The organism is Achromobacter sp. HZ01, from assembly GCF_003267925.1.
GTDB lineage: Bacteria > Pseudomonadota > Gammaproteobacteria > Burkholderiales > Burkholderiaceae_B > Achromobacter > Achromobacter pulmonis_A.
The window spans coordinates 1446730-1460277 of record NZ_LWKV01000002.1 but is presented as its reverse complement, the minus strand read 5'-3'; the positions used below and the strand labels follow the sequence as shown (position 1 = coordinate 1460277).

The following is a 13548-nucleotide window of genomic DNA, read 5'->3' as shown; positions in this document are numbered from 1 at the left end:
TACGGCGCAATCGTCCGCCGTTTCTCCCCCTATCGGATTACTGCCTGCCGGTGCGCGCCATGGGCGGTTCTACAGCTGTTCAAAGCGGATGTAACGCTTGTCGGTGTACTCCTGGCGCGTGGTCAGTTCCTTCACGGCGGCGCCGGGCGGGCCGCGCCGCAGCCATTCCAGCATGTGGTCGACCTGGTCGGGCGTGCCTTGCACCACGGCCTCCACCGTGCCGTCCGGCAGGTTCTGGACCCAGCCGGTCGCGCCCAGCAGATGGGCGCGGCGCACCGTGGCGTGGCGGTAGCCCACGCCCTGCACGGTGCCGCTGATCGTGACGTGCACGGTTTCGATGTGAGGGGGGGAATGAGGGTCTTGCATGCGGTTTCCTTCGGATGATGCGCCGCCGTAGGCGGTATTGGCTACAGCGGATGGTCTATAGGCCCGATGGCCTTCGAAGCGATACGTTAGAGCTCATGTCAAAACGTGCCAACGGGAACACCCGCTACCAGAGCTTGGAGAAGCCATTATGGAAGAGACCAGTTTGTTGTCGGAAGTAGAGACAGCGCGCTACAGGGAACAAGGGTATCTGGCCCTGAAGGACATGTGCCCGCAGGATGAAGTGGGCTACATCCGCCGTACCCTGATGGATCTGTTCGCCAACAAGACCGGCTACAACGAGGGTGCGCAATACGACTTCGTGAGCCGCGACGATCCGTCCAAGCCCGCCAAGTTTCCCAGTCTGCACGATCCGCGCCATTATGCCCCGGGCCTGCTCAAGACCGTCTACCACGAGCGCACGCTGGAACTGGCCCGCCAGCTGCTGGGCGAGGACGCCGCGCTCTACGGCGAGCACGCCCTGCTCAAGCCCGGCCCCGACGGTCCCGAGACGCCCTGGCACCAGGACGAGGCCTTCCGTTCGCCGGATTTCGTCTACAACGAACTCAGCATCTGGCTGGCGCTGCAGCCGGCCACGGTCGAGAACGGCTGCATGCAGTTCATTCCCGGCTCGAACAAATGGGAGGTGCTGGAGCACCGTTCGCCGGGCGGCGACAAGAGCCTGCATCCGCTGGAGTGCTGCGGCGATTTCGCGCGCGAGCTGGCCGTGCCGGAGCCGCTGGAGCCGGGCGGGATCACCGTGCACGACGCCCGCACCCTGCATTTCACGGGGCCCAACACTTCGTCCGCGCCGCGCCTGGCTTACATCCTGATCTACAACACGCCGCCGGTCTACAAGCCGGGCCGCCGCGAGTTTCCGTGGCTGGAGGGCCGCTGGACCGACAGCCAGACGCGCAAGAAGCAATGGCACAAGCGCGGCGGGCTGGCCGTGGACGTGATGCGCCGCCTGCCGGCGGCGCGCCTGACCAGCCCGCGCTGGGTGGCCTGGGCCACGATACGCGCGGTCTCCAAGGTCTGGCCGCGATAGGGGACGCAGGGGCCGCGCAGGCCCTTGCGATTTTGGGGGGCGACCGGGGCCGGCAAGCGACGCTTGCCGGCCCCGGCGCGTATACTGGGCAGCGCCGCGGGGTTCGTGAGCCCCGCGGGACCGCCCGGGGCGCCAGCAGCCGCTGGTCCCGGGGACCAGAAAATCAATAACGAGTCCGGCCCGCGCCCCTCATCACTCCATAGACACCCATGACCGCTAACCTTTCTACGATCACCTGCATCGAAGATCTGCGCGTCGTCGCGCAGAAACGCGTGCCGCGCATGTTTTACGACTACGCGGATTCCGGCGCCTGGACCGAAGGCACTTACCGCGCCAACGAAAGCGACTTCCAGAAGATCAAGCTGCGCCAGCGCGTGGCGGTGAACATGGAAGGCCGGTCGCTGCGCACCACGCTGGCGGGCCAGGACGCGATCATGCCGCTGGCCATCGCGCCCACCGGCCTGACCGGCATGCAGCACGCCGACGGGGAGATCCTGGCGGCCAAGGCGGCGGCGGATTTCGGCGTGCCTTTCACGCTCTCGACCATGAGCATCTGCTCGCTGGAAGACGTGGCGGCGGCCACCGGCAAGCCGTTCTGGTTCCAGCTCTACGTGATGCGCGACCGCGAATTCGTCGGCAACCTGATCGACCGGGCCAAGGCGGCCGGCTGCTCGGCGCTGGTGCTGACGCTGGACCTGCAGATCCTGGGCCAGCGCCACAAGGACATCAAGAACGGCCTGTCCACGCCGCCCAAGCCCACCCTGCGCAACCTCATCAACCTGGCGACCAAGCCGCGCTGGTGCCTGGGCATGCTGGGCACCAAGCGCCGCACCTTCGGCAACATCGTCGGCCACGCCAAGGGCGTGAGCGACCTGTCCTCGCTGTCGTCGTGGACGGCCGAACAGTTCGACCCGCGCCTGAGCTGGGACGACGTCGAATGGATCAAGCAGCGCTGGGGCGGCAAGCTCATCATCAAGGGCATCCTGGACGTCGAGGACGCGCAGCTGGCCGCCAACAGCGGCGCCGACGCGCTGATCGTCAGCAACCATGGCGGACGCCAGCTCGACGGCGCCATGTCGTCCATCGCCGCCCTGCCCTCGATCGCCGATGCCGTAGGCTCGAAGATCGAGGTGTGGATGGACGGCGGCATCCGTTCGGGCCAGGACATCCTCAAGGCGGTGGCGCTGGGCGCGCGCGGCGCCATGATCGGCCGCGCCTTCCTGTACGGCCTGGGCGCCTACGGCCAGGCGGGCGTGACCCGCGCGCTGGAGATCCTGTACAAGGAAATGGACACCACCATGGCGCTCTGCGGCCGCCGCTCCATCGTGCCGGGCGACCGCAGCATCCTGCTGCCGGGCACCTATCCGACCTGAGCTGTCCGCCGCAGGAACGAGAACATGCCGGACGCCTGTGCGTCCGGCTTTTTTTTCGCAAGATCTGCAAACGCCGCCCCACTACATTGCACTCCAAGGAGCTCGCATGAAGCCTGGAACCCTAACCCACTACGCCCGGCGCCTGGATCCGGTCCTGCGCTGGCTGGCAAGCCATCCCGACGCCGATCCGGACCTGCACCGGCTGGCCGACCTGGCCTGCCTGTCGCCGTACCACTTCCATCGCGTCTATCGCGCGATGATGGGGGAAACGGTGAACGCCACGGTGCAGCGCATCCGCATGCACCGCGCGGCGGCCGCGCTGGCGGGGTCCCAGGTTTCCTTGCGCGAGGTGGCGCAGCGCGCCGGCTACGAATCGGACGCCGCGTTCAACCGGGCCTTCGGCGCGGTCTTCGGCATGGCGCCGGGACGCTATCGCGCCGCCCGCTCCCGTCCCTTCGACCCTCAGGAGCTAGGCATGTATCCCATCACCATCGAGAACTTTCCCGGCGTGATTCTGGCGGCCCTGCCGCACCGCGGCAGCTACCAGGACATCGGCCCCGTGTTCGACCGCGCCTTCATGCTGGCCGCCAGCCGCGGCCTGGCCGCGCGCGACGCCTGCGGCTACGGCGTGTATTTCGACGACCCCGAACAGGTGCCGGCGCGCGAGCTGCGTTCGCTGGCCGGCGTGCCCATCGCGGCCGACGTCGCGCCGGGCGAGGGTTTCGAGCGCTTCGAGATCCCGGCGGGCCGCTGCGCGGTGCTGGCGCACACCGGCCCCTACAACGAGATGGACAAGGCCTATAACTGGCTGTTCTCGCAATGGCTGCCGGGCAGCGGCATGGTGCCGGCCGACTTCCCCATGTTCGAGCAGTACATGAACGATCCGCGCAGCACGCCGCCGTCGCAGCTGCTGACCCGCATCCACCTGCCGCTGAAGTAGGCGGCGGGCCGCTTCAGCCGAGCACGCCTGCAAGGTACTGGCGCAGCCAGGCGTGCGCGGGATCGTCCTGGTAGCGCTCGTGCCAGTAGAGCGATACCGCGATGGGCGGCAGCGTCAGCGGGACCTTCTGCGTCACGATGCGCGCGCTGCCGGACATGGCGCGCGCGATGCTGACCGGCATGGTCGCGATCAGGTCGGAGCCCTCGACGATGAACGGGCACACCAGGTAGCTCGACAGGGTCGCCACGATCTTGCGGCTGCGGTTGTGCCCCATCAGGATGCGGTCGATCGCGGTGCTGAAATAGCGCGTGTGCGCGGCCAGGTCCAGATGCCCGTAGCTCAGGTAGGCGTCCAGGTTCCAGCGCTTGCGCAGGCAGGGATGGCCTTCGCGCACGATGCACACCGCCGGCTCCTGGTACAGGAAGCGCGTGCGCAGGTCGGGCGCCGGATCGGGGAAGTAGCCCGCGATCAGTTCCACGTGGTTGGTGTCCAGCATGCTCAGGCCGTGCTGCGGCCGGGCCGGCACGATCTGCAGCTGGAAGTGCGGCGCGTCCACCGCCAGCCGGGGTATCAACTTGGGCAGCAAGGTGTACTGCACGTAATCGGTGGCGTAGAACGACAGCGTGCGCGACGAGTGCGCGGGGTCGAACGCCTCGCGCGTGCGCGTGGCGCGATGCCAGCCTTCCAGCAGCGGCTTGAAGTTCTGGTGCAGTTCATGCGCCCGCGGCGTGGGCTGCCAGGCGCCGCCTTCGCGCACCAGTAGGGGGTCGCCGAACAGTTGGCGCAGCCGGTTCAGGGCCGCGCTCATGGCCGGCTGGCTGATGTCGAGCTGCTCGGCCGCGCGCGACACGTTGCGGCAGGCCATCAGCGCATCGAAATGCAAAAGCAGGTTCAGGTCCGGATTCTTCACGCTGCGGCCTCATAAATGGCGTTTATACAAATATAAACCTGCAGGACTGCTGTCATCGAATCGGCGGGCCTAGCATGACCCCGTTGTTGCAGCGAACGAGTACGCGCCGGACGCGCATGAACCGGCCACCAGGAAGTTCTATCAACAAGGGGAAACCTAGCCATGAAGAAAGGGCTGTTACGCAATTGCTGTCGCATTGCCGCGGGCGCCGTGCTGGCCGCGGCGGCCGGTTCGGCCAGCGCCGCCTGGCCGGACAAGGTGATCCGCATCGTGGTGCCGTTCGCCGCGGGCGGCTCCACCGACCTGATCGCGCGCAAGATCGCCGAAGGGCTGGGCCAGCGCCTGTCCGCCAACGTCATCGTCGAGAACCGGCCGGGCGCCGGCGGCACCGTGGGCACGGAATACGTGGCGCGCCAGCCGGCCGACGGCTACACCATCCTGATGGGATCGGTCAGCACGCACGGCAGCGCGCCCTGCGTCTATTCCAAGCTGCCCTACGACGCCGTCAAGGACTTCACGCCGCTGGCCGTGGTGGCCACGATTCCCAACGTGATGTCGGTGAACCAGTCGGTGCCGGCCGGCAACCTGAAGGAGTTCGTGGCGCTGCTGAAGCAGGCGCCCGAGAAGTATTCCTTCGCCTCCAACGGCCAGGGCACGTCCAACCACCTGGCCGCCGAGCTGTTCAAGACCACCGCCGGCGTGTCCATCGTGCACGTGCCCTACCGCGGGTCCGGGCCGGCGCTGATCGACCTGGTCGGCGGACAGGTCAACATGATGATGGACGTGGTGATGACGTCCTACCCGTACATCAAGGACGGCAAGATCAAGGCGCTGGCGGTGACCTCGCCGCAGCGCTCGCCCATGCTGCCCGACGTGCCGACGGTCGCGGAATCCGGCTATCCCGGCTACGAGGCCATGGTGTGGTTCGGCATGCTGGCGCCGGCCAACATGCCGGAACCGTTGCGGCAGAAACTCACCGACGGCCTGGTGCAGACCCTGCATGCGCCGGCGATGAAAGCCTATCTGGAACAGCAGGGCGCGCAGGTGTCCGACGTGGCCGGGCCGGCGTTCGGCGCCATGATCAAGGACGAAATCAGCAAGTGGTGCAAGGTGGTGAAGCAGGCCGGCATCCGCCTGGACTGATTCCTAACCCCCGCGTTTCGCCGGGTCCCGGCCCGCAAGACTCAATCTGGAAGAGAACATGTATCGCATAGGGATAGACGTCGGAGGCACGTTCACCGACTTCACGATGATCGACGAGGACGCCGGCACGGTGCACTTCCACAAGGTGCCTTCCACGCCGCACGATCCCTCCGAGGCCATCGCCGCCGGCATCGGCCAGATGCTGGAGCAGCGCGGCGTCTCGCCGGCGCAGGTGTCGCACGTGGGCCACGGCACGACCGTGGCCACCAACCTCATCATCGAACGCAAGGGCGCGCGGGTCGGGCTGATCACCACGCAGGGCTTTCGCGACGTGCTGGAGATCGGCCGCCAGACGCGCCCGCACCTGTACGACTACAGCGTGGGCAAGCCGCCGGTGGCGGTGCCGCGCGAATTCCGCATCGAAGTCGCCGAGCGCGTCAATGCGGCGGGCGAGGTGCTGACGCCGCTGGACGAAGCCGCGGTGCGCGCGGCCGCCGAGCGCTACGCGCAGGCCGGCATCGAGGCGGTGACCATCTGCTTCCTGCACGCCTACCGCAATCCCGCGCACGAGCGCCGCGCCGCGCAGATCGTGGCCGAGGTCATGCCGCAGGCCTACATCAGCCTGTCTTCCGACGTGCTGCCCGAATTCCGCGAGTACGAGCGCCTGTCGACCACCGTGCTGAACGCCGCGGTGGGCCCGAAGATGGCGCGCTACCTGGAACGCTTCCTGCAGCGGGTGCGCGAGCTGGACATCCGCCACGAACCGCACACCATCCACTCCAACGGCGGCCTGATGTCCATCGCCACGGTGCGCCAGTATCCGGTGCGCACCTGCCTGTCCGGCCCGGCCGCGGGCGTGGTGGGCGCGGCGGCGGTGGGCCGCGCCATCGGCAGCCCGGACCTGGTGACTTTCGACGTGGGCGGCACCAGCACCGACGTGTCGCTGGTATGCGATGGCCGTCCGCTGTTCACTTCGCACCGCCAGGTGGCCGGCTATCCGGTCAAGACGCCCATGGTCGACATCCACGTGATCGGCGCCGGCGGCGGCAGCATCGCCTGGCTGGACGACGCGGGCGCGCTGAAGGTCGGCCCGCACAGCGCCGGCGCGGTGCCGGGGCCGGTGGGCTACGGCCGCGGCGGCCAGGAGCCGACCATCACCGACGCCGAGATCGCGCTGCAGCGCTTGAATCCGGTGGCGCTGCTGAACGGCCGCATGCCGGTGCACGCGCAGGCCGCCCGCCAGGTGATCGAGCAGCGCGTGGCCGAGCCGCTGGGGCTGGGCATGGAGGCGGCGGCCGAAGGCATTCTGCGCATCGCGGCGGCCAACATGAGCCGGGCCATCCGCGCGGTGTCGACCGAGCGCGGCTACGACCTGTCGCGTTTCGCCCTGTACGCCTACGGCGGCGCGGGTCCCTTGCATGCGGCCGAGGTGGCCGAGGAATGCGGCATTCCGACGGTGATCGTGCCGCAGGAGCCCGGCACCATGTGCGCGCGCGGCATTCTGCTCAGCGACATCTCCTTCGACTTCGTGCGCAGCGAAATCTCGCTGGCCAGCCCCGACAACTGGAGCGCGATCTCGGCCATCTTCGAGGAGCTGCGCGCGCAGGCCCAGGACTGGCTGGCCGAAGAGCGGGTGGACCCGGGCTTGCGCGCCTGCCACAGCGCCATCGACGCGCGCTACGAGGGCCAGAACTTCGAGGTGCAGGTCGGCCTGGACGATACCGGTCCCGGCGGCTATGCCGAGTTCGCGCGCCGCTTCGCCGAGGCGCACGAGCGCGAATACGGCTACACGGTGGACGACCGCAAGGTGCAGATCATCAATTGCCGCATGCAGGCCGTGGGCCAGGTGGTCAAGGCGCCGCTGGCGCCGCGCCACGTGGGCGGCGCGCTCGACGACGCCCTGCTGGGCCGGCGCCAGGCCTATTTCGGCGCCGGCCACGGCTGGGTGGACACGCCGGTGTACGACCGCGACCGCGTGCCCACCGGCGCGCGCTTCACCGGCCCCGCGCTGCTCGAGGAAATGAGCTCCACCACCGTGGTCGGCGTGGGCCACCAGGCCAGCGTGGACGAATACGGCAACCTGATCATCCGCCTGCAAGGAGGCACGCATGAGCAAGACCGATAAGGCCGGCGCCGCCGCGCTGGCGGACCCCATCGGCATGGAGGTGTTCTGCAACCGCCTGCTGTCCATCACCGAGGACATGAACAACACGCTGGTGCGCGCCTCGTTCTCGACCAACATCAAGGAGCGCAAGGACTGCTCCGTGGCGCTGTTCGACGCGCGCGGCCGGCTGGTGGCGCAGGGCACGCAGATTCCGCTGCACCTGGGTTCGCTGGACGGCGCGATGGGCGCGATCCTGCGCAGCTATCCGCTGGACCGGATCCGCGAAGGCGACGTCTTCATCTGCAACGACCCCTATCTGGCCGACGGCAGCCACCTGCCGGACATCAACGTCGTCACCCCGGTCTTCTGGGACGGCGCGCTGCGCTTCTTCGCGGCCAATATCGCGCACCATTCCGACGTGGGCGGCGCGGTGCCGGGATCGATCGCGGGCGGCCTGAAATCCATCTTCGAGGAAGGCATACGCATTCCCGCCTGCCGCATCGCCAGGCATGGCGAAACCGACGAGGACATGCTGCGCCTGATCTGCGCCAACACCCGCGACCCCGAGGAACGGGTGCTGGACCTGCGGGTGCAGATGGCCACCAACCGGCGCGGCGCGGCCGCCGTGCAGGGCCTGATCCGGCAGATGGGGCTGGACGCGGTGCTGCGTTCGGTGGACGACGTGATCGCCTATACGCGGCGCAGGCTGCTCAACCGCATCGCCGAACTGCGCCAGGGCAGCTACACCTTCCGCAGCGACCTGGACGACGATGGCATGGGCGGCGATCCCGTGCCCATCCAGGTGACGCTGACCGTCGGCCCGGACAACCTGCATTTCGATTTCGAGGGCTCCGGCGGGCAGGCGCGCGGCGCGATGAACCTGCCGTTCAACGCCCTGCGCGCCTGCGTGTACTACGCCGTCAAGGCGCTGCTGGACCCCGAGCTGGCGCCCAACGCCGGCCTGTTCGATCCGATCACGCTGTCCGCCCCGGTGGGCACCATCACCAACCCCGAGCATCCGGCCGCCGTGGGCGCGCGCTCCATCACGGCGCAGAAAGTGGCGGGCGCGATCTTCGGCGCGTTCCGCGGCCTGCTGCCGCCGGACAAGATCATGGCGTCCAGCAACGACTGCTGCCCGGCGATCGTGTTCTCGGGCCGCTGGCGCGAGCGCGCCGGGCATTTCGTGTACCTGGAAACGCTGGGCGGCGGCGCCGGCGCGCGCCTGGACGCCGACGGCATGGACGCGGTGCACGTGCACATGACCAATACCTCCAACCTGCCGGTGGAAGCCCTGGAAAACGAGTATCCGCTGCTGATGGACGAGTACGCGCTGATCCCGGACTCGGGCGGCGCGGGCCGCACCCGCGGCGGCCTGGCCATCGCCAAGCAGATCCGCGCGGCCGGCCCGGGCATCGTGTTCTCGGCGCGCTCGGACAGCCACACCGTGGGCGTGGCGGCCGGCGTGGACGGCGGCGGCGACGGACGCCGTGCGCGCCTGATCCGCAATTTCGGCACGCCGCAGGAAGAAGTGCTGTTTTCCAAGACCGCCAACATCGCGCTGGCGCCGGGCGAAAGCGTGCGCATCGAAACCCCCGGCGGCGGCGGCTACGGCCCGCCTTCGGAGCGGCCGCTGGCGCGCATCGAACGGGACCTGGCCGACGGCAAGGTCAGCGCGCAGGCCGCGCGCGCCGCCTACGGCGAGCGCGCGGCGTTCACGCCACGTTGAGCGTCATGGAGTATTTCATCCTGTCGTGGGGGAAGGTGGTGATGGTGGCCAGCAGCAGCACGCCGCCCTCGCCATAGTAGCGGCGCGTGATGACGAAGCCCGCCGTTTTCGGTTCGACCCGCAGCTGCCGCGCCATCGGCGCGCCGATGGGGGTGGCCGAGAACTCCTGGTTGACTTCGGTGATGCGCTCGCCGAAGTGGTCTTCGATCAGGCGCAGCAGCGAGATGCGCGACTTGACCTCGACCTGGACGTCCGAATGGGCCGGGTCGGCATAGATCAGCGTGCAGGCCGCGGGCGTGTCCTGGTCGTCCAGGGTCTTGATGGAGTTGATATGCAGCCAGGACAAGCCGGCTTCGCAGCCCAGCGTTTCGGCCAGCCGCTTGCCGAGCTTGACGGTGCGCACGTCGCGCACCAGCAGCGCGGCGTTGCGCGCGTACTGCAGCAGGTCGGGAAACTGCGAAATGCGCTGCGTGAAACGGGTGCTGGCGCGCGCGGTCTCGACCCGCGTGCCCACGCCGGGGCGGCGCGACACCATGCCGGCCACGGTCAGCATGCGCACGGCTTCGCGCACGGTATGGCGGCTGGCGTCGAACATTTCGCACAGCTCGTGTTCGGTGGGCAGCAGCGTCATGACGGGGTAGCGGCCGGTGCGGATGTCGTGCGAGAGCGTGCGGAAAATGCTCTTGTAGCGGGGGCCGTCGGACTCGCCGCCCGGCGCCGGAGATTCCGGTTTGCCGTGTGCTTGCCGCGCCCCGCCGGGGCCGGCCGCGCGCTCGGAGGATCGGGTCATGGGAAGGCTCCTGCAATCGTTATATGGGGTTTATACGGACAATAACCCATTGACAATGGCGTCTTGCGAGATCCATCATTTGTCCGGATGTTCATGTCCGGACAAATTGTACGCCGCTCCGGCCGGCATTCGGCGGTTCTTGCAGTTTTCTTCCAAATATTCGGGGGTTTTCATGGGCAAGGTACTTGCAGTGCTCGCGGCGGCGGCGATGGCCGCCGGACTCGGCGCCAACGCGCAGGCGCAGAAACTGGTGGTGGCCGGATACGGCGGCTCGTTCGAAGACATCATGCGCAAGGAGATCTTCCCGCCTTTCGCCAAGCAGCACGGCGTCGAGCTGAACTACGTGGCCGGCAACTCCACCAACACGGTGGCGCGCCTGCAGGCGCAGAAGAGCAACCAGCAGGTCGACGTGGCCATCATCGACGACGGCCCCATGTACCAGGCCATCGCGCTGGGCTTCTGCGCGCCCATCAAGGGCCTGCCCGCCGACGACCTGTACGGCACGGCCCGCTACAAGGACGACAAGGCGGTGGCCATCGGCATCGTGGCCACCGGCATCATGTACAACAAGAAGGCCTTCGAGGAAAAGAAATGGGCGCCGCCCGAGTCCTGGAAGGACCTGAAGGACCCCAAGTACAAAAAGCAGCTGGTGATCCCGCCGCTGAACAACACCTACGGCCTGCACGCGCTGGTGGAGTACGCGCGCGAAGGCGGCGGCGGCGAGAAGAAAATCGATCCGGGCTTCGCCACCTTCAAGAACGAGGTCGGCCCCAACGTGCTGGTCTATGAGCCCTCGCCCGGCAAGATGACGGAACTGTTTTCCAGCGGCCAGGCGGTGATCTCGGTCTGGGGCAGCGGCCGCGTCAAGGCGTTCGCCGATACCGGCTTCCCGGTGGGCTTCGTGTATCCCAGGGAAGGCGCCTACGCGCTGCTGTCGTCGGTCTGCCCGGTGGCCAAGCCCGACGCCAATCCGCTGGCCCAGACCTTCGTGCAATACCTGGTCTCGCCCGAGGTGCAGGAGAAGCTGGCCTCGGCCTACGGCTACGGCCCGGTCAACAAGAAGGCCAAGGTCACCGACGATCCCCGCGTGCCGCTGCCCATCGGCAAGCGCGCCGACGACCTGATCGTGATCGACTGGGACACCGTCAACCAGAACCGCGACGACTGGAACAAGCGCTGGACGCGGGAAATCGAGCGCTGAGACCGCGCAGCCCACGGGAGCATCCATGACTTATCTCGTTTTGAACGGCCTGAGCAAGCGCTATGGCGACACGGTGGCGGTGCAGGACCTGAGCCTGTCCGTGAACCGCGGCGAGTTCATATCGCTGCTGGGGCCGTCCGGCTGCGGCAAGACCACCACGCTGCAGATGATCGCGGGCTTCGTCGAGCCCACCGGCGGCAGCATCGTGCTCGACGGCAGGGACGTCAGCAAGGTGCCGGCCAACAAGCGCGGGCTGGGCATGGTGTTCCAGAACTACGCCCTGTTTCCGCACATGACGGCGGCCGAGAACGTGTCTTTCGGACTGGAGATGCAGCGGGTCCGCAAGGACGAGCGCGAGGCGCGCGTGGCCGAAGCGCTCAAGCTGGTGGGCCTGTCGCACCTGGCCGACCGCCATCCGGCGCGTATGTCGGGCGGGCAGCAGCAGCGCGTGGCGCTGGCGCGCGCGCTGGTCATCCGGCCCAGCGTGCTGCTGCTCGACGAGCCGCTGTCCAACCTGGACGCCAAGCTGCGCGAGGAAATGCAGCTTGAACTGCGCAGCATCCAGCGCACGGTGGGTACCACCACCATCCTGGTGACGCACGACCAGTCCGAGGCGCTGGCGCTGTCGGACCGGGTCGTGGTGATGAACCAGGGGCGCGTGGAACAGGTGGCCGAGCCGTTCCAGGCGTACGAAGGCCCGGCCAGCCAGTTCGTGGGCGGCTTCCTGGGCAAGGCGAACGTGTTCACGCCGCAGGCCGAAGACTATGGCGGCGAGACGCGCGCGCGCATCGGCGAGGCGCACCTGAGCATGGAAGGCGCGCCGGTGCCGCGCGGCGCCGTGATCGTGCGCCCCGAGAAAATCCTGTTTTCCGAGCCCGCCGCCTGTGCGCTGCCCGGGCGCATGAAGGCCCGCGTATTCCAGGGCAACCACTGGCTGTGCCAGGTCGAGACCTCGGTGGGCGACGTGCTGGTGATACGCCAGAACGACGGCGTGCCGGTGCCCGCCGAAGGCGAGGCCGTGCACCTGCGCTGGCGCGCGCAGGACATGTGCGCGGTGGACGCGGCGCCGCAAGGCCGGCCGTCATGAGCGCGCGCGCCAATCCCTGGCTGCTGAGCACGCCGGCGCTTGCGCTGTACGCCACCTTTCTGGTGGTGCCGATGGCGCTGGTGATCCTGATCAGCTTCTTCGACTTCCAGTTCTACGGCGGCATGCAGGCCGCGTTCACCTGGAAGAACTACGCCGAGATATTTTCCGACGGCTATTACTACGAGATCTACGCCCGCACCTTCGGCGTGGCCGCCGCGGTCACGCTGGCCTGTCTGGTGCTGGGCACGGCCGAGGCCTACGTGCTGTCGCGCATGGCCAATCCGTGGAAGGGCCTGTTCCTGATGGTGGTGCTGGGGCCGCTGCTGATATCGGTGGTGGTGCGCACGCTGGGCTGGGCGCTGCTGTTCGGCTCCACCGGCCTGATCAACCAGGCGCTGATGGGCATAGGGCTGATCTCCACGCCGATAGACCTGATGTACAGCAACCTGGGCGTGGCCATCGCGCTCACCCACGTGCTGGTGCCCTTCATGGTGATCTCGGTGTGGGCCTCGCTGCAGCGGATCAATCCGTCGACCGAAGCCGCGGCGCTGTCGCTGGGCGCGACGCAGTTCACCGTGATCTGGCGCGTGGTGATTCCGCAGGTCATGCCGGGCATTTTGTCGGGCGCGATCATGGTGTTCGCGATGGCGGCCAGCTCCTTCGCCACGCCGGCCATCATCGGCGGACGGCGCCTGAAGAACGTGGCCACGGCCGCCTACGACGAGTTCCTGAACACCTTGAACTGGCCGCTGGGCGCGGCGCTGGCGGTGGTGCTGCTGCTGGCCACCGTGGTGGTGCTGCTGTCGGCCAACCGCATCATCGAGCGCAAGTACGGCGCGGTCTTCAACCAGGCGGGAGGCTGA

12 protein-coding genes are annotated in these 13548 nt (G+C 68.1%); 9 read left to right on the top strand and 3 right to left on the bottom strand.

What is annotated here, in order from left to right:
- Positions 1 to 69: 69 nt before the first annotated feature.
- Positions 70 to 366, bottom strand: a complete 297-nt coding sequence (locus tag A6B37_RS15770; RefSeq protein WP_102772889.1) for an acylphosphatase — start codon at positions 364 to 366, stop codon at positions 70 to 72.
- 148 nt (positions 367 to 514) lie between these two features.
- Between A6B37_RS15770 and A6B37_RS15765 the strand changes: the two genes are divergently transcribed.
- The 3 genes from A6B37_RS15765 to A6B37_RS15755 all read left to right on the top strand — a co-directional run bounded on the left by A6B37_RS15765 (position 515) and on the right by A6B37_RS15755 (position 3724).
- Positions 515 to 1411, top strand: a complete 897-nt coding sequence (locus tag A6B37_RS15765) for a phytanoyl-CoA dioxygenase family protein (protein WP_102772890.1) — start codon at positions 515 to 517, stop codon at positions 1409 to 1411.
- Between the two features lie 209 nt (positions 1412 to 1620).
- Positions 1621 to 2784, top strand: coding sequence for an alpha-hydroxy acid oxidase (locus tag A6B37_RS15760; RefSeq protein ID WP_102772891.1), 1164 nt, complete (start codon positions 1621 to 1623; stop codon positions 2782 to 2784).
- A 106-nt stretch (positions 2785 to 2890) separates the two neighbouring features.
- The gene (locus A6B37_RS15755) at positions 2891 to 3724 is read left to right on the top strand and encodes an AraC family transcriptional regulator (protein ID WP_102772892.1); all 834 of its coding nucleotides are present in this window, start codon (positions 2891 to 2893) and stop codon (positions 3722 to 3724) included.
- Positions 3725 to 3737: 13 nt separating this feature from the next.
- On the opposite strand, the gene A6B37_RS15750 is transcribed toward A6B37_RS15755, so the two are convergent.
- Complete coding sequence (locus A6B37_RS15750; RefSeq protein ID WP_246842480.1) at positions 3738 to 4634, bottom strand: LysR family transcriptional regulator; 897 nt, start codon at positions 4632 to 4634, stop codon at positions 3738 to 3740.
- Between the two features lie 162 nt (positions 4635 to 4796).
- Between A6B37_RS15750 and A6B37_RS15745 the strand changes: the two genes are divergently transcribed.
- From A6B37_RS15745 to A6B37_RS15735, 3 genes are read left to right on the top strand one after another with little or no spacing between them, the layout of a single operon-like run.
- The gene (locus tag A6B37_RS15745; protein ID WP_102772893.1) at positions 4797 to 5777 is read left to right on the top strand and encodes a tripartite tricarboxylate transporter substrate binding protein; all 981 of its coding nucleotides are present in this window, start codon (positions 4797 to 4799) and stop codon (positions 5775 to 5777) included.
- A gap of 58 nt (positions 5778 to 5835) precedes the next feature.
- A complete protein-coding gene (locus A6B37_RS15740) occupies positions 5836 to 7902 on the top strand; it encodes a hydantoinase/oxoprolinase family protein (protein ID WP_111826271.1) in 2067 nt (688 codons plus the stop codon).
- On the top strand, positions 7886 to 9607 hold the full coding sequence (locus tag A6B37_RS15735) for a hydantoinase B/oxoprolinase family protein (protein WP_111826270.1): 1722 nt from the start codon (positions 7886 to 7888) through the stop codon (positions 9605 to 9607). Before A6B37_RS15740 ends, A6B37_RS15735 begins: the two co-directional genes overlap by 17 nt.
- Here A6B37_RS15735 and A6B37_RS15730 read toward each other — a convergent pair.
- Positions 9594 to 10397, bottom strand: a complete 804-nt coding sequence (locus A6B37_RS15730; protein WP_111826269.1) for a GntR family transcriptional regulator — start codon at positions 10395 to 10397, stop codon at positions 9594 to 9596. The genes A6B37_RS15735 and A6B37_RS15730 overlap by 14 nt on opposite strands.
- Positions 10398 to 10569: 172 nt before the next feature.
- Here A6B37_RS15730 and A6B37_RS15725 point away from each other — a divergent pair, with 172 nt between their 5' ends.
- From A6B37_RS15725 to A6B37_RS15715, 3 genes are read left to right on the top strand one after another with little or no spacing between them, the layout of a single operon-like run.
- On the top strand, positions 10570 to 11598 hold the full coding sequence (locus A6B37_RS15725; protein WP_111826268.1) for an ABC transporter substrate-binding protein: 1029 nt from the start codon (positions 10570 to 10572) through the stop codon (positions 11596 to 11598).
- A gap of 25 nt (positions 11599 to 11623) precedes the next feature.
- Positions 11624 to 12685: an ABC transporter ATP-binding protein gene (locus A6B37_RS15720; RefSeq protein WP_102772898.1), complete on the top strand. Its 1062-nt coding sequence runs from the start codon at positions 11624 to 11626 to the stop codon at positions 12683 to 12685.
- Complete coding sequence (locus tag A6B37_RS15715; protein WP_102772899.1) at positions 12682 to 13548, top strand: ABC transporter permease; 867 nt, start codon at positions 12682 to 12684, stop codon at positions 13546 to 13548. The genes A6B37_RS15720 and A6B37_RS15715 overlap by 4 nt, the downstream gene beginning before the upstream one ends.